Source organism: Pseudomonas sp. ok266 (assembly GCF_900110195.1).
GTDB classification, from domain to species: Bacteria; Pseudomonadota; Gammaproteobacteria; order Pseudomonadales; family Pseudomonadaceae; genus Aquipseudomonas; species Aquipseudomonas neuropathica.
The window spans coordinates 51,631-71,753 of sequence record NZ_FOCU01000021.1 but is presented as its reverse complement, the minus strand read 5'-3'; the positions used below and the strand labels follow the sequence as shown (position 1 = coordinate 71,753).

18 protein-coding genes are annotated in these 20,123 nt (G+C 60.2%); 6 read left to right on the top strand and 12 right to left on the bottom strand.

What is annotated here, in order from left to right; all coding sequences use genetic code 11:
* Nucleotides 1-292 precede the first annotated feature (292 nt).
* From BMY54_RS29040 to BMY54_RS29000, 9 genes are all read right to left on the bottom strand, one after another.
* Nucleotides 293-1,345 carry an AI-2E family transporter gene (locus BMY54_RS29040; RefSeq protein ID WP_093442276.1) on the bottom strand — a complete coding sequence of 351 codons (1,053 nt, stop codon included), beginning with the start codon at nt 1,343-1,345 and terminating at the stop codon, nt 293-295.
* Between the two features lie 69 nt (nt 1,346-1,414).
* On the bottom strand, nt 1,415-2,221 hold the full coding sequence (locus tag BMY54_RS29035; protein WP_093442271.1) for a DUF4892 domain-containing protein: 807 nt from the start codon (nt 2,219-2,221) through the stop codon (nt 1,415-1,417).
* Between the two features lie 115 nt (nt 2,222-2,336).
* Nucleotides 2,337-3,191 carry an alpha/beta hydrolase gene (locus BMY54_RS29030; RefSeq protein WP_093442267.1) on the bottom strand — a complete coding sequence of 285 codons (855 nt, stop codon included), beginning with the start codon at nt 3,189-3,191 and terminating at the stop codon, nt 2,337-2,339.
* The gene (locus BMY54_RS29025) at nt 3,188-3,994 is read right to left on the bottom strand and encodes an alpha/beta fold hydrolase (RefSeq protein WP_093442263.1); all 807 of its coding nucleotides are present in this window, start codon (nt 3,992-3,994) and stop codon (nt 3,188-3,190) included. Before BMY54_RS29025 ends, BMY54_RS29030 begins: the two co-directional genes overlap by 4 nt.
* 291 nt (nt 3,995-4,285) lie before the next feature.
* Nucleotides 4,286-4,729 (bottom strand): hotdog fold thioesterase, encoded by a 444-nt coding sequence (locus tag BMY54_RS29020; protein ID WP_093442258.1) that lies wholly within the window; start codon nt 4,727-4,729, stop codon nt 4,286-4,288.
* 31 nt (nt 4,730-4,760) lie between these two features.
* Entirely contained in the window at nt 4,761-6,416 is a 1,656-nt protein-coding gene (locus tag BMY54_RS29015; protein ID WP_093442252.1) for an AMP-binding protein, read from the bottom strand.
* Between the two features lie 204 nt (nt 6,417-6,620).
* On the bottom strand, nt 6,621-7,073 hold the full coding sequence (gene sixA / locus BMY54_RS29010; protein ID WP_093442248.1) for a phosphohistidine phosphatase SixA: 453 nt from the start codon (nt 7,071-7,073) through the stop codon (nt 6,621-6,623).
* Nucleotides 7,070-7,417 carry a DUF4389 domain-containing protein gene (locus BMY54_RS29005; protein WP_093442243.1) on the bottom strand — a complete coding sequence of 116 codons (348 nt, stop codon included), beginning with the start codon at nt 7,415-7,417 and terminating at the stop codon, nt 7,070-7,072. Before BMY54_RS29005 ends, sixA begins: the two co-directional genes overlap by 4 nt.
* 18 nt (nt 7,418-7,435) lie before the next feature.
* The gene (locus tag BMY54_RS29000) at nt 7,436-8,461 is read right to left on the bottom strand and encodes an NAD(P)H-dependent glycerol-3-phosphate dehydrogenase (protein WP_090285290.1); all 1,026 of its coding nucleotides are present in this window, start codon (nt 8,459-8,461) and stop codon (nt 7,436-7,438) included.
* 196 nt (nt 8,462-8,657) lie between these two features.
* Here BMY54_RS29000 and BMY54_RS28995 point away from each other — a divergent pair, with 196 nt between their 5' ends.
* The 6 genes from BMY54_RS28995 to BMY54_RS28970 all read left to right on the top strand — a co-directional run bounded on the left by BMY54_RS28995 (nt 8,658) and on the right by BMY54_RS28970 (nt 16,190).
* A complete protein-coding gene (locus tag BMY54_RS28995) occupies nt 8,658-10,781 on the top strand; it encodes a TonB-dependent receptor plug domain-containing protein (RefSeq protein ID WP_093442238.1) in 2,124 nt (707 codons plus the stop codon).
* A 1-nt stretch (nt 10,782) separates the two neighbouring features.
* Complete coding sequence (locus tag BMY54_RS28990; protein WP_093442233.1) at nt 10,783-11,715, top strand: ABC transporter substrate-binding protein; 933 nt, start codon at nt 10,783-10,785, stop codon at nt 11,713-11,715.
* A complete protein-coding gene (locus BMY54_RS28985) occupies nt 11,712-13,616 on the top strand; it encodes an ATP-binding protein (protein WP_093442229.1) in 1,905 nt (634 codons plus the stop codon). Before BMY54_RS28990 ends, BMY54_RS28985 begins: the two co-directional genes overlap by 4 nt.
* A gap of 247 nt (nt 13,617-13,863) precedes the next feature.
* Nucleotides 13,864-14,379, top strand: coding sequence for a 3-hydroxyacyl-[acyl-carrier-protein] dehydratase FabA (fabA, locus tag BMY54_RS28980; RefSeq protein WP_003227150.1), 516 nt, complete (start codon nt 13,864-13,866; stop codon nt 14,377-14,379).
* Nucleotides 14,380-14,390: 11 nt separating this feature from the next.
* Nucleotides 14,391-15,611 (top strand): beta-ketoacyl-ACP synthase I, encoded by a 1,221-nt coding sequence (fabB, locus tag BMY54_RS28975; RefSeq protein ID WP_007968959.1) that lies wholly within the window; start codon nt 14,391-14,393, stop codon nt 15,609-15,611.
* A gap of 390 nt (nt 15,612-16,001) precedes the next feature.
* Nucleotides 16,002-16,190, top strand: coding sequence for a hypothetical protein (locus tag BMY54_RS28970; RefSeq protein ID WP_077574113.1), 189 nt, complete (start codon nt 16,002-16,004; stop codon nt 16,188-16,190).
* Between the two features lie 70 nt (nt 16,191-16,260).
* Here the strand turns inward: BMY54_RS28970 and BMY54_RS28965 are convergent, their stop codons facing one another.
* The 3 genes from BMY54_RS28965 to relA all read right to left on the bottom strand — a co-directional run bounded on the left by BMY54_RS28965 (nt 16,261) and on the right by relA (nt 20,053).
* The gene (locus BMY54_RS28965; protein ID WP_016987455.1) at nt 16,261-16,803 is read right to left on the bottom strand and encodes a DUF2058 domain-containing protein; all 543 of its coding nucleotides are present in this window, start codon (nt 16,801-16,803) and stop codon (nt 16,261-16,263) included.
* A gap of 25 nt (nt 16,804-16,828) precedes the next feature.
* A complete protein-coding gene (mazG, locus tag BMY54_RS28960; RefSeq protein ID WP_093442225.1) occupies nt 16,829-17,662 on the bottom strand; it encodes a nucleoside triphosphate pyrophosphohydrolase in 834 nt (277 codons plus the stop codon).
* A 147-nt stretch (nt 17,663-17,809) separates the two neighbouring features.
* Nucleotides 17,810-20,053 (bottom strand): GTP diphosphokinase, encoded by a 2,244-nt coding sequence (gene relA / locus BMY54_RS28955; RefSeq protein ID WP_077574114.1) that lies wholly within the window; start codon nt 20,051-20,053, stop codon nt 17,810-17,812.
* Nucleotides 20,054-20,123 lie beyond the last annotated feature (70 nt).

Here is a 20,123-nt window from a genome sequence, read left to right as displayed (position 1 = left end):
GCGACGTCGGAAGGCTGAGTGGAGGGATTGATCCGGGCGTGGGAGCGCAGCGACCGTTTGGCGCAGCCAAACACAGCGAGAGGAGGTGCAGCGAAGCAAACCGTAGACGCTGCGCCCGGATCGATCCCGCAGCGAAGGAACCCCCGAGCCCCAGCGAGCGGGCCGCACGCAGGAGCAAGCCTTTTGGGTTACCTTTTCGGCGTTTGGAAAAGGTGACCCGCCGTAAGGGCGGAACCCTAAGCAGCCGTTACCGCAGCAATGGATATACACCCAAACCCAAAACCCAAAACAGCTACCGCCGCTCCTCAACCCGCCCCTGACTCTTGCTCCAATCCGTCAACAAACTATAAGCCACCGCCAACAACGTAGGCCCGATAAACAACCCGATAAACCCAAACGCAATCAACCCGCCAAACACCCCAAGCAACACAATCACCAACGGCAAATTCCCCCCGCGGCTGATCAAATACGGCTTGAGCACGTTATCCACCCCACTGATGATGAACGTCCCCCAGATCCCGAGAAACACCGCCATCCCGTACTCACCCTTCCACGCCAGCCAGGCAGTGGCCGGCACCCACACCAACGGCGGCCCCATCGGAATCAGACTCAACAGGAAGGTGACAATCCCGAGCACCAGCGCCCCCGGCACCCCGGCAATCAAAAACCCGATCAACGCCAGAACCGCCTGCGCCGCCGCCGTGCCGATCACCCCGTTGACCACCCGCTGCACCGTACCCGCCACCAACTCGATGTAATACCCGGCACGATCCCCGATCAAGCGCTCCAGCAAACTGTGCACAAAAGCCGCCAACCGTGGCCCGTCACGATAGAAAAAGAACACAAAGACAATGCTCAACGTCAGCTCGAGAATCCCGCCACCAATCTGCGCACTGCGCGCCAGCAGCCAGTTACCGACCTGCCCCAGATAAGGTTTGATCGACACCATCAGCGCGGCGCCCTGCTGATCGATGCTGTTCCACAGCCCGACCAGGCGCTCGCCCACAAACGGCAAAGTCCCCAGCCACACCGGCGCTTCCGGCAGACCGTCGACCTGCACATCCTTGATGAACGCCGTGGCATCACGCACATGATCCCCCACGTTGAACCCCAGCCAGACCAGCGGCGCGGCCACCAGCAGCATCCAGCCCAGCGTCAGAATCCCCGCAGCCAGCGACTCACGGCCATTGAGCCAGCGGGTCAACAGACGCATCAGCGGCCAACTGGCGAATGCCAGCACCGCGCCCCAGAACAGGGCCGACCAGAACGGCGCCATCACCCACAGGCTGGCACCAAACAACACCAGCAGCAGGATCTGCACCAGCAGGCGATCGTTATTGAGCATGTAAGGTCTCGAAAAAGTCAGTCAGGCAAAGAGTAGGCGAACACGCAGTTCGTGCTCGCCCGAAACAGCTTAACGCAACAGATCGATGCGCAGGCCAGAGCCTTCAACACTGCCGGTCTCCATGCGTGCCGCCCGCACGCCCTGATTGATCAGGGCCTGTCGCCATGCCTCGGCTTTCGGCCCGGACACCGTCACGCGCAACGTCGTATCGAGATTAAGGCCACGGGAAATCAGGCGTAGCCATGTATCGTCCGGATCATTCACGCGATCAGGAAAATCCAGTTCACCGGTGCTTTTCAACTGACGCAACAGGGTCGCCGAGGTCGGCAGCAGCTCACCCAACGGTGCAGCCGCCTCGAACTGTTCGACATGCAGATAGGCTTTGCGATTGCCGCGCGTGATGCTGTAAAGCGCCACCAGCGTGTTGTCACGCGGTGCGGCCAGTCTCAACAACAGATACGCCTGTTGTTCGTCAGCACCGTACAACTTGGCGTTGCCGAACACCTCGTTGGCCCACAGGCTGCTTTCACCGCAATCACGCGCCTGACACCAGAACAGCAATTCGGCGTCCTGCTTTTGCAGGGCTTCACGAGCGGCAGTAAAGGCTTCGGTGGCGGAGTGTTCGGGGGGCAACTCGTAGGTCACCGAAGTGGTCTGGCCACGGGCGGTGACCTGGCCGTCGAAACGCAGCTGCCCGCTGATCTTGCGGATCGAGCCCAGCGGATAGATCCGCTCAAGCTCCACAGGCGGGCGGTAGTCGACGATCTGTGCATCGGCCAGACGCGGCACGATCTGCAGATCCTGACTGCCCGGCACATCGGCGGCGAACGAAACGGTACTGAAACAGCACAGTGCCAACAGACTGAGTGACCGCATAGTCAGGCTCATCGGATCGGCAATGCTGGATGATTCGAGGTCGCAGCGGTATAGAAATCCATCGTAGTTGTCTCCCATTTCAACCCGCCCAGCCTCGACAGTTGCCCGCAGCAAGTCAAGGAATGGCGAAGAACCGATTGAAACAGTCTGCTACAAGGCCGGCACCCGCCTCGTCGTTCAGGTGCAAATGGTGCCCGCCCGCCAACTGTTCCCGGCTAAAGGGTAGACGCTCCAGCAGCTCCGGATGTTTGGCGAGCATGCCGTCAGCCGCGACCACCAACTGCGCCGGACAACTGACCCGAAGTGCGAAAGCCATTGCCTGTTCCTGGGTCAGACGCAGCGGCGATGGCAGGGTCAGGCGATTGTCGGTGCGCCAGGTGTAACCGCCGGGCACCGGCATCAGACCGCGCTGGGCCAACAATTCAGCCGCCTCACGGCTGACCGCCACCAGACCTTTCATGCGCGCTTCGATGGCACGGTCGAGGGTGTTGTAAACCGGTTTGCGCTTCTCGCGCAGATCCAGTTGCGCTTGCAGGGCCATGCCCATGCGCTCGGCGGCGTTTTCGCCTTTGTCTGTAGGAGGAATGACGCCGTCGATCAGCGCCAGATGGCTGATGCGTTCCGGCAGCGAACCCGCCAGCACCATGGAAACGATGGCACCCATCGAATGCCCGAGCAGGCCGAAACGCTTCCAGCCCAGTTGTTCGGCGACTTGCAGCACGTCATGGGCGTAATCCCACAGCGCATAGCCGGCGCCGTTCGGCCGATGCCCGGAGTGCCCGTGCCCGGCCATGTCCAACGCAATGATGCGCAAGCCTTTGAGTTTGGGCGCCAATCGGGCAAAGCTGTTGGCATTGTCGAGCCAGCCATGCAGTGCAATCACCGGCAGACCGTCCTCGGGGCCGAACAAATGCGCGGCCAGCTCGATATGCGGCAGGCTCAGGCGCACTTCTTCGAAGGTCGGACTCATGCGCAATCCTTGTCCTGACGGTTTTCCCAGCGAGTAAACAGATTCTTCAACAACCGTGCGGTGTCCTGTGGCCGCTCAAGCGGGAACATGTGGCCGCCAGGCATGCTCAGCGCCTCGCCCTGGGCCAGACGCGAAACGAAACGGGTGTGATGACGCATGACCACGCGACTCTTGTGCCCGCGCACCACCGCCAGCGGCACCTGTAATTGGCGGGTACGACCGGGGCTGGTGTGGGGCACACCGCGATAGATACTGATCTCGGTGGCCGGGTCGAAACGCAGGCGCAGTTTGTCGCCAACCTTGTGCAAACCGTGCTGCAGGTAGGCGTCGAAACATTCCGGATCGAAGCCGCGAAACAGCGTCTTGCCAGCAAAATAGCTGCGCGCACTGTCGAGGTCGGCGAACTCTTCACGGCGCCCCAGCGTCCGTCCGGCCGGGGTCAACTTGTCGATAAAACCAAAACGCTTGGCGGCACGGATCACCCATTGATCGGTGCGGGTCAGCACCGGCGAATCGAGCATCACCACGCCGCGATACAGCTCAGGGCAACGCAGCGCCGCGTGCAAGTGCAGTACGCCGCCGAACGAATGGCCGACGCCCCACACCGGCTGATCCTGCTGCTGCAAATGGTGGATCAACTCGTCGACGAGGTTGTACCAGTTGTCATCCGCCGGAAAACGCGGGTCATGGGCATGCTGCTCCAGATGCGCAACCCGGTACTCGGGCGCCAGCGCCGCGAACAATTTGCCATAGGTGCCCGAAGGGAAACCGTTGGCGTGGGCGAAAAAGATCGGTTGCGACATGCTGGCAAATCCATGAGCGGGAAACGTGGCGTTGATTGTCCGTAAGACCGCGGCTTACAGCAATGACCGTAACTGCCAGGAATGATGACAGTCCGGTCAGCGTGATGGTGTGTCAGAGAGATCGCGTCCCCCTCACCCCAGCCCTCCCGAAACGTCGGACCGCCCCCCAGGGGGCGAGGGGGAAAGGGAGCCGATCTACATGAGTTTCAAAACCTGAGTTCGGCTCGGTATCTCAGGTCGATGTACTTCGAATAAACCACTCGGTCAGTCCCCTCTCCCTCTGGGAGAGGGTTAGGGTGAGGGTGGCTGCTCACCCAACGGCACCACCGCCATGGTCAACCGCGACACACAACTGGCCTTGCCTTCATCACTGGTCAAGCGAATGTCCCACACATGCGTGGTGCGACCAATGTGAATCGGCTTAGCCACCGCCGTCACCCGCCCACTGCGCAAGCCGCGCAGATGGTTGGCGTTGATCTCAAGTCCCACGCAGTAAAACTTGCTGGCATCGATGCACAGATAGCTGGCCATCGAACCGACGGTTTCTGCCAGTACCACCGAGGCGCCGCCGTGCAGCAAACCGTAGGGCTGATGGGTGCGATGGTCGATGGCCATGCTTGCAGTCAGCGATTCTTCGTCGAACGCTTCGAAGCGGATGTCCAGCACTTCGCCAATGGTGTTCTTCTGGATTGCGTTCAACTGCTCGATGTTCGGAGTGGTACGCCACAAGCTCATCGCAGACTTCCTTTGTTGTTTTAGTGGTCGCTCAATCCTGCCACAGCACCGCCTCGCTGCGCTCGCTCCATTCTTCGAAACGCGCGCCATAGGTGTCTTCGATGACGTTGCGCTTGATCTTCAGGGTTGGCGTGAGGAAGCCGTTTTCCACCGCCCAACTGTCCTTGACCACCACCAGTCGACGCAGGCGTTCGTGCTTGTCGAGCACGGCGTTGACCTCTTCGAGGAGTTTTTCCAGGCTCGAATGCAGGCTCGCCCGGCCCTCCTCCTGATTGACCGTCGACAAGACGCACAAGCCGAGTGGCGCGCTTAGGCCGTCCCCTACCACACACACCTGTTCAATCCGCGAATGCACGGCCAAGCGATTTTCGATCGGTGCCGGGGCAACATATTTGCCCTTGCTGGTCTTGAAGATCTCCTTGAGTCGGCCAGTCAGGCGCAGGCGCCCTTCAGCATCCTGTTCGCCCTTGTCACCGGTGCGCAGAAAGCCGTCCTCAGTCAGGGTTTCGGCGGTCTTCTGCGGTTCCTTGAAATAGCCGAGCATGTTCGCCTGACTGCGCACCTGCACCTCGCCCGACTCATCGATGCGTACTTCGACATCCGGGCACGGCTTGCCGATCCAACCCTGCTTGTATTGCCCCGGCAGGCAGATGTGCGAGTAGCCGCAACTCTCGGTCATGCCGTAGACCTCCAGCACATCCAGGCCAAGTTTCTGATACCAGGCGAGCAAGGTCTGCGGCACCGGCGCGGCACCGGATAACGCCACGCGCAAAGCATCCAGCCCCAGGCCTGCCAGTACCTTGTGACCAACGCGCTTGCCAATGAATGGCAGACCGAGAAGAAAATCCAGACGTTTTGCCGGGATCTTGCTGTACACGCCCATCTGGAATTTGGTCCAGATGCGCGGCACACCGAACATCGCGGTCGGCCGCGCTCGCTGCAGGTCAGTGATGAAGGTCTCAAGGCTCTCGGCGAAGAAAACCGTCTGCCCTGTGTAGATCGACGCCAGTTCTACGAACATGCGCTCGGCGACGTGGCACAGCGGCAAGTACGAGAGCAATCGATCGTTCTCGTTAAGCCCGAACAGTTGCGTGCCGCGCGTCGTGGCGAAACCGAGATTGGCAAAACTGTGCATCACGCCTTTGGGCAGGCCAGTGGTGCCGGAGGTGTAAATGATCGTCGCCAATTGCTCGGCCGCCGGACGTGGGTCATCCTGAATCGGCGAATTGCGCTGCAAGTCGGCCCAAGTAAAATCGAAATCCCCGGGCGGGTGCAGTGGCAGGCTGATGGTCGGCAGATCCGCCGGCACGCCTTTGCACATGCCCGGCCAGTCGTCGAGCTTGCCGATGAATGCCAGGACGCTTTCCGAGTGATTGAGCACTTGCGCAACGGAGTCGGCGGTGAGGTTGGGATACAACGGAACCGAGACGTGCCCGGCCATCCAGATCGCCAGGTCGGCGATGATCCAGTGCGCGCAGTTTTTAGAGATCAGGGCGATATGGCTGCCCTGCGGCAACTCACGGGCGCGCAACCAGTGCGCGGCGCAGCGGGCCTGATGGCCGACGTCGGCCCAGCTCAGCGTCTCGACCTGGCCGCCGCCAATGGGCTGCACGAGGAAGCGCTGGCGCGGGTGCCGGGCTTCACGTTCGTAGAACACGTCCAGCGGCAAACGGAAGGCGGCAGACATGCGACTCGCTCCTGTTTTTTGGGTCTGGAGCAAGCGTAGTCAACCAAGCAAGTGCTTGGTTGGAAAATTCACACAAATAATTTCATGGTTTACGCAGAAACCAATGTGGGAGCGAGCCTGCTCGCGAATGCAGGCTGTCAGACACATAAATGATGAATGACACGCCGCTTTCGCGAGCAGGCTCGCTCCCACAAGGAACCAGCGTTATGGATGTTTGAGGCTGTTGAGGGTCATCGAGCCGATCAGCAGCTCTGCGCTTTCAAGCTCAGCCAACCCGGCAGTACTGACCTTCTCCGGCGGATACCCGGCGCCATGTTGCAGATAACTCAGCAGATTGCCCACCAGCGGGTTGTGACTGACCAGCAGGACGTTGCTCACTGACACCAGTTGATCGGTGACCTTGTCCGGGTCGGTCTCCGGCGTCAGCCACTCGACCGTGCGAATCTCCGGCTCGAAACCCAGCGCCTCACGAACAATCTGCGCAGTCTGTTGCGCGCGCAGATAAGGACTGGCGTAGATCGCCGTCAGCGGCTGGCCGATCAAATGGGCCGCGCTGTTCAAGACTTCTCTACGGCCGTGATCGGTCAGTTCCCGTTCGGAGTCGGGACACGAGCCGTAAGGCACGGCCTCACCGTGACGCAATACCCAGAGTTTCATAGCTTGGGTTCCTCATCTCGAACCGGATGCGGTGCCGGTGCGACGGCGTGCGGCGCTTCACCTTCCGGAGTACGCGGGGTTGGCCAGTCGGCGAACGGCCACGGTTTCTGGTCGCTGTGGAAACTGCCGAAACGGCCGATCTGCGCCAGAAACTGGCTCAGGCTGTCGCCGAAATTCATCAGGCTGGCGTTCGGGGCGCCATAGATCAAACGATAGATCAGTTGCACCAGCACCACCGCGCCGAGGATGAACTGCGCCACTTGCCAGACCAGCACGTAGACGATCATCCACAACACACGCAGAAGGATGGATTCGTACTTGGCTTCGGTTTTCGGATCGTTCATGACTTGCTCCGTGCTGACTCAGTTGAAACCACTGGTGGAAATAAAATCGACGTCGGTTTTCGGCTCGGCCCGCATCAGTAGACCGATCACCTGCTCCAGCGTGCGTCCTTCAAAGAGGATCGCATGCAGCCCGGCGACCAGTGGCATGTACACACCGACTTCCTGAGACTTGGCCTTGAGCACCTTCAAGGTGTTGACCCCTTCAGCGACTTCACCAAGTCGCGACACCGCTTCGTCGAGACTCAAGCCCTGACCCAGCGCAAAACCGACTTGATAGTTGCGACTCTTCGGCGACGAACAGGTCACGATCAGATCGCCGACACCGGCCAGACCGAGGAAGGTCATGGGATTAGCGCCCTGATTCACGGCAAAACGGGTCATTTCCGCCAGTGCCCGGGTGATCAGCATGCTCTTGGTGTTCTCGCCCATCTCCAGCGCCACCGCCATGCCGGCGATGATCGCGTAAACGTTTTTCAACGCTCCGCCCAACTCGACACCGAAACGGTCAGCACTGGCGTAAACGCGGAAGGTACGACCGTGCAGCGCGGCTTGCACGGCTTTACACAGTTCTTCGTCTTCGCTGGCGACCACGGTGGCGGTCAGTGCGTGTTCGGCAATCTCGCGCGCCAGGTTCGGCCCGGACAACACGCCGATGCGCGCCTGCGGGGCGATTTCTTCGAGAATCTGGCTCATCAGTTTGAAGGTCTGGGCTTCGATGCCTTTGGTCAGGCTGACCAGCATCTTGCCGCTCAACCGCTCGGCGTGAGCGGCAAGCACCGTGCGCAACGCGCTGGACGGCAGCGCGACAAAGCACAGATCGCAGGCGTCGAGAGTTTCCTGCAGGTCGGTGACGGCAGTCACCCCCGGCAGAATCTTGATGCCTTTGAGGTAACGCGGGTTTTCGCGATTGACCCGGATGGCCTCGGCCTGCTCGGGGTCACGCATCCACTGCCGGACTTGATGGCCGTTCTCGGCCAAAAGATTGGCCACGGCGGTACCAAAACTTCCGCCTCCCAGGACCGCAATCGGGCGCTGTTCAGTCATATGCAATCCGTTAATCCATACCAGTGGCGATGCCGGCATTATACGGGGCGGCCAACGCGCGGCCAGCCCCAGCAACAATTACCGACACTTGTAGGAAGAAGACCAATAAAACCTAGGAAAATGCCTGCAACGTGACTGGAAATGTCGCTGCCCTCGGTTAACATGCGCGCCAATTCTTCGCTATCAAGGTTGTGTCGTGTCTTTTGGCTCTGCGTCCCCGCGTTCGTCCGTCTTACTGGCGCTGCTGTTCAGCCCGGTATTAATGGCGGACGACCTGTTCATGGACAACGAAGCACTGCCCCAGGTGCTGACCGCCACGCGCCTGAAGCAGACACCGGCGGAAGTGCCTGGAAGCATGACCGTAATTGACAACGAACTGATCCACGCCAGCGGTGCCCGCGATATCAGCGAACTGCTGCGACTGGCGCCGGGGATGATGGTCGGCAACATCAGCGGCAATCAGGCGGCGGTCAATTACCACGGCACCAACGCCAGCGAAGCACGGCGCATGCAGGTGCTGATCGACGGTCGCTCGGTGTACCGCGCCGGTTTGTCCACGGTGGACTGGAGCGATATTCCGGTGGCCATGGAAGACATCGAGCGCATCGAAGTTTTTCGCGGCCCCAACACTGTCAGCTACGGCGCCAACGCGCTGATGGCGGTGGTCAACATCATCACGCGAAACCCGATGGACAGCCACGGTACGCGACTGAAGTACACCCGTGGTCAGCGCGGCATCAACGATTTCTACGCCAGCCAGGGCACCGGCTGGAATGGCGGCGACTTGCGTCTGTCGTTGTCCGGGCAAGAAGACGACGGCTTCGACAGCGATCGCAGCGGCGCCGATTATCGCGACAGCCGGCGCTTGAACCGTTTCAGTCTCGCGGTCAGCCACACCCTCAGCGATAACCAGAGCCTCGACTGGCAGGTCAACGCCAAGGACGGCAGCAACCAGCGGCCGTACACCTATCGTCCGGTGTTTTCCGGGATTACTGCCGCCGGGAACAACTCCGACGTGGTCGCCAAGGATTACGCCGGCTCGGTGCGCTGGAACCTCGACATCAACCCCGAACACAGCCTTTATATACAAGGCTCGGCGCAACACTGGGATCGTCAGCAAACCTGGCGCGCCTGCGATGCCGAGGTGTCGTTCAGCCCCGAACTGACGCAACTGTGGCAACTCAACCCGAATTACACCGAACGCCTGGCGCGCAACATCACCCGTTTCACCGGCCCCGGCGCTGCGCCCGGCACCCCGCAGGAAATGGCCCTGGCCAATCAGGTGCTCGAGCAATGGCGTAACGGCGCCAGTCGCACCCTGTGCGGCGACATCGACCAGAGCGCACGGGAATCGCGTTACGACCTCGAAGTGCAGGACACCCTCAGCCTGTCCGACAGCCTGCGTCTGGTCAGCGGTATGAACTATCGTTACGACCGCGCCGACTCCGAAACCTACTTCAACGGCACACTGGACGACACCACGTGGCGCGCGTTCGGCCAACTGGAATGGCGTGCCACTGAACACTGGTTGTTGCAGGGCGGTGCGATGTTTGAAGACACGCAACTGATCGGCAGTTCGCTGACGCCGCGCTTCGCCGTCAATTACCTGATCAACCCGCGCCACGGCCTGCGCGCGGTTTACTCGGAAGCGATCCGCTCGCCAGACATGTTCGAGAACAACGTCAACTGGAGCTATCAGGTCAGCAACCTGCGGCCTTCAGCTTACGGCCACTCGTCGGCGCGGTACTTCGTCAAGACGCGCGGCCCGGGCGATCTCGATCAGGAGCACATGCGCTCGCGGGAGCTGGGCTACAACGGCTACTTCGCCGAGCTGGGCCTGGCCCTGGATGTGAAGCTGTTCTACGACGAGATCACCGGAATGATCAGTGAGCCGCTGCGTAACAACCAATACATCGCCAGCAACGCCAACAGCTCGCGGTTTCGTGGCACCGAAACCCAGCTCGACTGGCGCGTGAGCCTGGCCGACCGCTTGCGGTTCACCTACGCCCTCGTCGATGCCGAAGCGAGCAATCCGCTGGATCAACAATTCACCTCACGCAATAGCGGTTCGGCCGGTTGGCTGCGCGATTGGGGCCATGGCTGGAACAGCGCCCTCTTCTATTACGGCGACAACGCGCTCAATGGCTACCGTTTCGAGCGGGTCGACACGCGCATCGCCAAACGCATCCCGCTGGGCAAAGCCCAGCTGCAACTGGCCGGCGTGCTGCAACAGCGCCTCGACCATGAGCCGACCACCTTCGTCGACAATAATTACGACGAGCGTCGGGTGATGTATTTCAGCGCTGAGCTGGAGTTCTAGGATGCGCTACCGGCCGTCACGGAAGCTGCCAACCCTTGGCCACTGGCTGGCCGGGGTTTGCCTGTTTCTGACCGCTTGGCTGCATGGCGTGGCGGTGCAGGCCGCCGATATTCTGTTGACCGGTGCCGAGGAAAGTCCCGGCGTGCAAGCATTCGTCCAGGCACTCAGCGAATTGCGTCCGACTGACAACGTGCGTTTCCAGCCGCTGGCCAGTCTGCCGGCACCGGGAAAACTGCCTGCCAGTCTGCGCCTGATTCTGCTCGACCTGCCGAGCCTCGACTGGCGCCTGCAAGACCCCCAAGGCCCGGCAACGCTGGTGCTGCGCATCAGTCGTCTGCAAGCGCGCCAGCGCCTCGGCAGCGCGCAACCGGCGCACCTGAGTTTGCTGTGGAGTGACCCACCGCTGAGCCGCCAGTTGCAGTTGATCCGACGCATTCTGCCCCAGGCCCAGCGCATCGGCGTGCTCTTCGATCAACACAGCGAATTCCTCCTCAACGAACTCAATCTCGCCGCTAAACCACTGAACCTGCAAATCGTCAGCCAGCGCTGGGACAACATCCACGACAGCCGCCCGCTGCAAACCGTGCTGAAGAACAGCGACGTGTTACTCGGCCTCGACGACCCCGACCTGTACAACCCGAAAACCGCGAAAAACCTGCTGCTCAGCAGCTATTCACGGCAAGTCGCGCTGGTCGGTCCCAACGTGGCGTTCGTCCGCGCCGGCAGCCTGGCGAGTACCTACAGCGATCAGAACGACTGGCTGGCCGTGCTCGATCATTTGCTCGACCAATCGCCGGCCAGTTGGCCGCGAACGCTCTACCCCGCACGCTTTAAAGTCTCAAGTAATGCGCAGGTCGCTCGTTCCCTAGGGATCGAGCCGCTAAATGAAGCGTCTGTCGCCCAAGCGCTGGCTGAAGGAGAACGCCGTCCATGAGTTTTCGTCGCCGTTGGGACATCAACACCCGCACCCAGTTGATCAGTCTGGGCCCGGCGCTGTTGTTGACCTTGTTGCTGATCAGCTTCTTTACCTTTGTGCGCATTCAGGATCTGCGCCAGGAGCTGAACCACACCGGCCAACTGATCGCCAACCAACTGGCACCCGCCACTGAATACGGGGTGATTTCCGGCAATAACGAAGTGCTGGAAAGCCTGCTCAAAGCGACACTGGCCACGCCCAACGTGCGCTTTCTCGAAATACAGGACAGCGCCAACCGGATTCTGGTGTACGTCGAACAGCCCGCCGCCGCGCACAGTCGCCCGCATCAGGTTGAAGTGTTTCAGGCACCGGTGCGCCTGCAACGCATCGCCCTGCACAATGATTTCTTCCAGGACGGCAAGGTCAGCAACGGCGGGGCCAGCGAGGACTATCTGGGCCGAGTGATCGTTGGCTTGTCCAACGATGCCTTCAGCCAGCGCCAGCAGGAGATTCTGTTCAAGGCCGGGATTCTCGCGCTGTTCGCCCTGCTCTTCACCTTCGTATTGGCACGACGCCTGGCCGGCAGCCTGTCGCAGCCGATTCGCGACATCGGCGATGCGGTCAAGGCGATTCAGGACGGCGATTACAAAACCCCGCTGCCGATTGTCGATGACACCGAACTGGGCGCGCTGTCGCAGCACATCAACAACCTCGCCCAAGCGCTGGAACAGGCCAGCCGTGAGCAGCATCAAGCCATGGCGCAACTGATTCAGACCCGCGAAGAGGCGGAAAAGGCCAACAACGCCAAGTCGGACTTTCTGGCGATGATGAGCCACGAACTGCGCACGCCCATGAACGGCGTGCTGGGCATGCTGCAACTGCTGGAAACCACCGAGATGACCGAGGAGCAGGTCGAATACGCCGCCCTTGCCTCGGAGTCCACCGAACACCTGCTGAAAGTCATCAACGATATTCTCGACTTCTCGCGCATCGAACGTTCCGAGCTGGAACTGGAGCACATCCCGTTCAACCTCGCCGAACTGATCGGCGCCTGCGCCCAGTCGTTCCAGCACAGCGCGGTTCAGCGGGGTCTGGCGCTGAACTTGCGCATCCCGGACGACATGCGCGGTTTGCAGGTGCAGGGCGATCCGACGCGGATCCGGCAGATTCTGGTCAACCTCGTCGGCAACGCACTGAAGTTCACCGAACAGGGTCGGGTCAGCATCGAGGCGCAGTGGCAGTCGCTGGATCACGAATTGCTGTGGTTCACCTGTTCGGTGCGTGACAGCGGCATCGGTATTTCTTCTGAAAGTCTGGAGCTGATGTTCAACGCCTTCCAGCAGGCCGACAGTTCGATTTCACGGCGCTATGGCGGCACCGGTCTCGGTCTGCCGATCGCCCGCACGCTGGCCGAACGCATGGGCGGCACCTTGCGCGCGCAGAGCGAGGAAGGTCGCGGTTCGGTATTCACTCTGGAAATTCCCCTGGCACTCTATAAGCAGGCGCTGCCGCCCCTGGCTGCGCCGCGTGCACTGAACGGCAAAGAGCATGGTGAAGGACGCAATGTCTTGCTGGTCGAAGACAATCCAGTGAACCAGACCGTTATTGAAGCGATGCTGCGCAGTCTGGGCTTTACTGTCAGTGTTGCTACCGATGGCGCACAAGCCGTGCGCAGCGCCGAGGGCAGCGACTTCGAAGTGATTCTGATGGATTGCCGTTTGCCGATCATCGATGGCTATGAGGCCACCCGACAGATCCGTTGCCTACCCGGACGCAGCGAAGTGCCGATCATCGCGCTGACCGCCAACGCCTTGCAGGGCGACCGGGAAACCTGCCTGTCGGCGGGCATGAACGATTATCTGGCGAAGCCGTTCAAACGTAATGATCTGCAGCAGATTCTGCAGCGCTGGGTGTCGTAGTGTGGGCCTTTCGACCATCTGCGACTGGCGTGAAAAGCGAAAGTGCGGCAGTCTTAGGCACCCGAACGAGCCTCAAAAGAGGCTTGAATAAAAATTTCAGTGCACAAGTGTACATTCATGTCCTTGGTGCTGTGACTTTCACCACAACGCAATAGTCTATGAGTAGGCTGCCGGTTCGAGGCATGAACGCTTCGAACGGTCGGGAAGATTTGCCCCACCTGCCGCATGGGATTATTGAGGAGCTCGCATGACCAAACAAAACGCCTTTACTCGGGAAGATCTGCTGCGCTGCAGTCGCGGTGAGCTGTTCGGCCCAGGTAACGCGCAACTGCCCGCCCCGAACATGCTGATGGTCGATCGCATCACCCTGATCAGCGAAGAAGGCGGCAAGTACGGCAAAGGTGAATTGGTCGCCGAGCTGGATATCAACCCTGACCTGTGGTTCTTCGCGTGCCACTTCGAAGGCGATCCGGTGATGCCGGGCTGCCTGGGTCTGGATGCCATGTGGCAACTGGTCGGTTTCTTCCTGGGCTGGCAAGGCCTGCCGGGCCGTGGCCGTGCGCTGGGTTCAGGCGAAGTGAAGTTCTTCGGTCAGGTGCTGCCGACCGCCAAGAAAGTCACCTACAACATTCATATCAAACGCGTCCTCAAGGGCAAGCTGAACCTGGCCATCGCCGATGGTTCGGTGACTGTCGACGGTCGCGAAATCTACACCGCCGAAGGCCTTCGCGTCGGCGTGTTCACCTCCACTGACAACTTCTAAGGGTTATTCGCATGCGCCGCGTCGTTATCACTGGTCTGGGCATCGTTTCGTGCCTGGGCAATGACAAAGAGACCGTCTCCGCTAACCTGCGTGCAAGCCGCCCTGGCATCCGGTTCAACCCGGAATATGCTGAAATGGGTCTGCGTAGCCAGGTTTCCGGCTCCATCGACCTCAACCTTGAAGAACTGATCGATCGCAAGATCTATCGCTTCGTCGGCCACGCAGCCGCGTACGCCTACCTGGCCATGAAAGACGCCATCACTGACTCTGGCCTGACCGAAGAGCAAGTGTCCAACCCGCGTACCGGCCTGATCGCTGGTTCCGGTGGTGCTTCCACGCTGAACCAGATGGAAGCGCTGGACATCCTGCGCGAGAAAGGCGTCAAGCGCGTTGGCCCGTACCGTGTAACGCGGACCATGAGCAGCACCGTTTCCGCTTGCCTGGCCACGCCATTCAAGATCAAAGGCCTGAACTACTCCATCGCATCTGCCTGCGCCACCAGTGCTCACTGCATCGGTACCGCCATGGAACAGATCCAGATGGGCAAGCAGGACATCGTTTTCGCCGGTGGCGGTGAAGAAGAGCACTGGAGCCAGTCGTTCCTGTTCGACGCGATGGGCGCTCTGTCCAGCAAGCGTAACGACACCCCAGAACAAGCTTCCCGTGCCTACGACGCCGACCGTGACGGTTTCGTCATCGCTGGCGGTGGCGGGATGGTCGTGGTTGAAGAGCTGGAACACGCTCTGGCCCGTGGCGCGAAAATCTACGCCGAAATCGTTGGCTACGGCGCAACGTCCGACGGCTACGACATGGTTGCCCCAAGTGGCGAAGGCGCGATCCGCTGCATGCAGATGGCGATGTCCACCGTTGATACGCCGATCGACTACCTGAACACCCACGGCACCTCGACTCCGGTCGGCGACGTCGCGGAAATGAAAGGTGTGCGTGAAGTGTTCGGCGACAAGGCACCAGCGATCAGCTCGACCAAGAGCCTGTCCGGTCACTCCCTGGGCGCCGCCGGCGTTCACGAAGCGATCTACTGCATGCTGATGATGGAAGGCAACTTCATTGCCGGTTCCGCCAACATCGACGAGCTGGACCCTGAAGTGGCCGACCTGCCGGTGCTGACCAAGACCCGCGAAAACGCCACCATCAACACTGTGATGAGCAACAGCTTCGGCTTCGGCGGCACCAACGCCACGCTGGTACTGAAGCGCTGGGAAGGCAAGTAATTCCCCCCGCTTGAGCCACACATGAAAACGCCCCGACTGGTTCGGGGCGTTTTTTTTGCCCGAAGAAAATAGCAGGTACACCGCAAAACCCTGTGGGAGCGAGCCTGCTCGCGAATGCGATATTCCAGTCATCCTATCGTCGTCTGCCCCACTGAATTTGCGAGCAGGCTCGCTCCCACAATGGATTTCGGCGCTTCTGAAAATGAAACTTCTGTCATGAAACTTTGCCCCCTGCGACCGAATGTCGCGGATTACGCGGGCTGCAGCACTGTTGCAAAAAACGCAATAACACCTTGCGCAAATCAAGCGTTTACTTAGCAAGCTAACAAATCATATAAAAGAGTCCTGCACACGCCTTGCTGCAGATAACTTGAGATTTGGAGCTAGCAGATGACTGTAAAAGTAACTGAACGCGACGATTCACACATGTCCCACGAAGGCGTAGCCGCCGGTATCCGCATCTGGGACGTGCATCAACAAGACTTGCTGGTCGGCATGTTCCACAACGAGATCGATGCCCACAACTACAAGGCCGAACTCGAAGTGCAAGAGCAACAACGCGAAACCCGCTCCTCCTGATTCAACCACAGCATTGAAAACGACAAACCCCGCCATGAGCGGGGTTTGTCGTTGTTACAGCTTTATCGATTTACCACATCAGGTCATCAGGGATCTGATACGCCGCGTACGGATCGTCCTCGGTGCTGACCTCTTCGGTCTGCACGTTGAGCTGGACGATGCGCTGTGGATCGCGCTCCTGGATCTTCAGGGCCGCTTCACGCGGGATCACTTCGTAGCCGCCGGCATGGTGCACGATCGCCAGCGAACCGCTGCTGAGCTTGTTGCGCATCAGTGTGTTGACCGAGATACGCTTGACCTTCTTGTCATCGACGAAGTTGTAGTAGTCCTCGGTGGTCAGCTTCGGCAGACGCGAGACTTCGATCAATTGCTTGACCTGTGCTGCACGCGCCTTGGCTTCGGCTTTCTCTTTCTGCTGACGGTTCAGCTCCTGGTCACGCTTGACCTTCTCGGCCATGGCTTCCTGGGCGGCACGCTGCTGCGAGTCATCCAGTTCGATCTGACCTTTGTGCGCCAGACGTTGCTGCTTTTGCTTGTCCTTGCTGACCTGCTTGGCCTGCTTTTGGTTGACCAGGCCTGCTTTGAGCAACTGGTCGCGAAGGGAAATACTCATGGTGCTTACTCACTTGGGCAGTGGCTCAGCCGCAGCCGGGCAAATTCTTTTCCTGACGTTTGGCTTCACCCCACAGGGCGTCCAACTCTTCGAGGGTGCAATCTTCTATGGGACGGTGGGTGTCGCGCAATGCCTGTTCGATAAATCGGAAACGTCTTTCGAACTTGCCGTTGGCGCCACGCAGCGCAGTTTCCGGGTCGACCTTCAGATGCCGGGCCAGGTTGACCACGGAAAACAGCAGATCGCCGATCTCGTCCGCTACGGCGACGGCATCGTTTTCCGACATGGCTTCGAGGACTTCATCAAGTTCTTCGCGCACCTTGTCGAGCACCGGCAAGGCGTCCGGCCAGTCGAAACCGACCTGGCCTGCGCGCTTCTGCAACTTGGCCGAACGCGACAATGCCGGCAACGTTGCCGGCACGTCATCGAGCAGTGACAGTTGCTCGGGCGCGGCAGATTTCTCCGCGCGCTCTTCAGCCTTGATCTCTTCCCAGCGCTGCTTGACCTGTTCTTCGCTCAAGCGCGGCACATCCAGCGGCGCGTAGAGATCACCGGTGGGAAACACGTGCGGGTGACGACGGATCAGCTTGCGGGTGATGCTGTCGATCACCCCGGCAAATTCAAAGCGCCCTTCTTCCTTGGCCAACTGGCTGTAATAGACGACCTGAAACAGCAGATCGCCGAGCTCACCCTGCAAATGATCGAAGTCGCCACGCTCGATGGCGTCGGCCACTTCGTAGGCTTCTTCGAGGGTGTGCGGAACGATGGTCGCGTAGGTTTGCTTGATATCCCACGGGCAACCGTACTGCGGATCGCGCAGCCGGCTCATGAGGTGGAGCAGGTCTTCAAGGCTGTACATCATTTCACTCACTACATAGATCCCTGTGGGAGCGAGCTTGCTCGCGAAGGCGGACTTTCAATCACATCAATGCTGGATGCGATACCGTCTTCGCGAGCAAGCTCGCTCCCACATTGGATCGGCGTTCACATTCGAAATCGTCGATGTTCAAGGCGTACGGTTACGCCGCGTTTCGATGATGTTCGGCAACTGCGAAATCCGCCCGAGCAACCGCCCCAGCGCATCCAGCCCCGGGATCTCGATCGTCAGGGACATCAGCGCGGTGTTGTCTTCCTTGTTCGAGCGGGTGTTGACCGCCAGCACGTTGATGCGCTCGTTGAGCAATACCTGCGAGACGTCACGCAGCAGACCGGAACGGTCGTAGGCGCGGATAACGATGTCCACCGGATAGGTGAGCACCGGCACAGGGCCCCAACTGACCTGGATGATCCGCTCCGGCTCGCGCCCACCCAGTTGCAGCACCGAGGCGCAGTCCTGACGGTGAATGCTCACGCCACGACCCTGGGTGATGTAACCGACGATCGCATCGCCCGGCAGCGGCTGGCAGCAACCGGCCATCTGCGTCATCAGGTTGCCGACGCCCTGAATCTGAATGTCGCCGCGCTTGCCCGGTTTGTAACCGGTGGCTTTGCGTGGAATCAGTTCCAGCTGCTCGTTGCCGCGCTCCGGTTCGACCAGTTGCTGCGCTAGGTTGACCAGTTGCGCCAGACGCAGGTCGCCGGCACCGAGGGCGGCAAACATGTCTTCGGCGGTTTTCATGTTGGCCTTGTCGGCCAGCTTGTCGAAGTCCACCGCAGGCAGACCGAGGCGCGTCAGTTCGCGCTCGATCAGGGTTTTACCGGCGGCAACGTTCTGATCGCGCGCCTGCAATTTGAACCAGTGAACGATCTTCGCCCGCGCCCGCGAGGTGGTGACGTAACCGAGGTTCGAGTTCAGCCAGTCGCGGCTCGGCGTACCGTGCTTGCTGGTGATGATCTCGACCTGCTCACCGGTCTGCAGGCTGTAGTTGAGCGGCACGATGCGCCCGTTGATCTTCGCGCCACGGCAGTTGTGGCCGATCTCGGTGTGCACGCGATAAGCGAAGTCCAGCGGCGTCGCGCCTTTCGGCAAGTCGATGGCGTGGCCATCGGGAGTGAAGATGTAGACCCGATCCGGCTCGATATCGACGCGCAGTTGTTCGGCCAGACCACCGATATCGCCCAGCTCTTCGTGCCACTCGAGGACCTGTCGCAGCCAGGAGATTTTCTCTTCGTAGTGGTTCGAGCCGGATTTGACGTCGGTGCCCTTGTAGCGCCAGTGCGCGCAGACACCGAGCTCAGCCTCTTCATGCATCGAGTGCGTACGGATCTGCACCTCGAGCACTTTACCCTCAGGGCCGATCACCGCCGTGTGCAGCGAGCGGTAGCCGTTCTCTTTCGGGTTGGCGATGTAGTCGTCGAATTCTTTCGGGATGTGCCGCCACAAGGTGTGGACGATACCCAGCGCGGTGTAGCAGTCGCGCATTTCCGGGACCAGCACGCGCACCGCACGCACGTCGTAGATCTGGCTGAATTCCAGACCCTTGCGCTGCATTTTGCGCCAGATCGAATAGATGTGTTTGGCCCGGCCGCTGATGTCGGCATCGACGCCGGTGGCCTGCAATTCATCCTTGAGCTGGGTCATCACATCGGCGATGAAACGCTCACGGTCCAGCCGTCGCTCGTGGAGCAACTTGGCAATCTGCTTGTATTGATCCGGCTCGAGATAACGGAAGGACAAATCCTCCAGTTCCCATTTGATATGACCGATGCCGAGGCGGTGCGCGAGCGGCGCATAAATGTCGAAGACTTCGCGGGCGACGCGGTTACGCTTTTCGTCGTCGGCGGTTTTCACCGCACGAATGGCGCAGGTGCGTTCGGCGAGTTTGATCAGGGCAACGCGAACGTCATCGACCATCGCCACCAGCATCTTGCGCAGGTTTTCCACCTGCCCTTGCGTGCCCATGACCATCGACTGACGCGGGCTGAGGCTGGCACTGATGGCGGCCATGCGCTGCACGCCGTCGATCAGCTTGGCCACCACCGGACCGAAGCGCTGGCCGACAGCCGCGAGTTCGATCTGGCCTTCGCGCACGCCGCGATACAAAACCGCTGCGACCAGCGAATCCTGATCGAGCTTGAGGTCGGCGAGAATCTCGGCGATTTCCAGGCCCGTACTGAAACTGCCGGAGCCTTCGGCCCACAGATTCTTCCTGGCATTGGACTGTTGTTCGGCCTCGCGAGCGAACTCGCAGGCTTCTTTCAAGGCTTCGCGATCCAGTGCCAGATCGACACTGACCGCGTGATCGAGCCAAGCCTCGAGATTGATACTGCCGTCAGTGTTGATCGGCTGGTGTGCTCTCACCTGTACCATCTTGCTTTACCTTCCCTACGACGCAGATTCAATGCGTCAAATCGCTGACCCTTGTTGCCCGTTTGCGCTC

Coding starts and splice junctions, on each gene's coding strand:
- BMY54_RS28965 (WP_016987455.1), bottom strand. CDS start 16,803: ATGAGTATTTCCCTTCGCGACCAGTTGCTCAAAGCAGGCCTGGTCAAC.
- BMY54_RS29020 (WP_093442258.1), bottom strand. CDS start 4,729: ATGAGCTTGTGGCGTACCACTCCGAACATCGAGCAGTTGAACGCAATC.
- BMY54_RS29000 (WP_090285290.1), bottom strand. CDS start 8,461: ATGACTGAACAGCGCCCGATTGCGGTCCTGGGAGGCGGAAGTTTTGGT.
- BMY54_RS28990 (WP_093442233.1), top strand. CDS start 10,783: ATGCGCTACCGGCCGTCACGGAAGCTGCCAACCCTTGGCCACTGGCTG.
- BMY54_RS29025 (WP_093442263.1), bottom strand. CDS start 3,994: ATGTCGCAACCGATCTTTTTCGCCCACGCCAACGGTTTCCCTTCGGGC.
- fabB (WP_007968959.1), top strand. CDS start 14,391: ATGCGCCGCGTCGTTATCACTGGTCTGGGCATCGTTTCGTGCCTGGGC.
- BMY54_RS29035 (WP_093442271.1), bottom strand. CDS start 2,221: ATGCGGTCACTCAGTCTGTTGGCACTGTGCTGTTTCAGTACCGTTTCG.
- BMY54_RS28985 (WP_093442229.1), top strand. CDS start 11,712: ATGAGTTTTCGTCGCCGTTGGGACATCAACACCCGCACCCAGTTGATC.
- fabA (WP_003227150.1), top strand. CDS start 13,864: ATGACCAAACAAAACGCCTTTACTCGGGAAGATCTGCTGCGCTGCAGT.
- mazG (WP_093442225.1), bottom strand. CDS start 17,662: ATGTACAGCCTTGAAGACCTGCTCCACCTCATGAGCCGGCTGCGCGAT.
- BMY54_RS28970 (WP_077574113.1), top strand. CDS start 16,002: ATGACTGTAAAAGTAACTGAACGCGACGATTCACACATGTCCCACGAA.
- BMY54_RS29030 (WP_093442267.1), bottom strand. CDS start 3,191: ATGAGTCCGACCTTCGAAGAAGTGCGCCTGAGCCTGCCGCATATCGAG.
- BMY54_RS29005 (WP_093442243.1), bottom strand. CDS start 7,417: ATGAACGATCCGAAAACCGAAGCCAAGTACGAATCCATCCTTCTGCGT.
- BMY54_RS29015 (WP_093442252.1), bottom strand. CDS start 6,416: ATGTCTGCCGCCTTCCGTTTGCCGCTGGACGTGTTCTACGAACGTGAA.
- relA (WP_077574114.1), bottom strand. CDS start 20,053: ATGGTACAGGTGAGAGCACACCAGCCGATCAACACTGACGGCAGTATC.
- sixA (WP_093442248.1), bottom strand. CDS start 7,073: ATGAAACTCTGGGTATTGCGTCACGGTGAGGCCGTGCCTTACGGCTCG.
- BMY54_RS29040 (WP_093442276.1), bottom strand. CDS start 1,345: ATGCTCAATAACGATCGCCTGCTGGTGCAGATCCTGCTGCTGGTGTTG.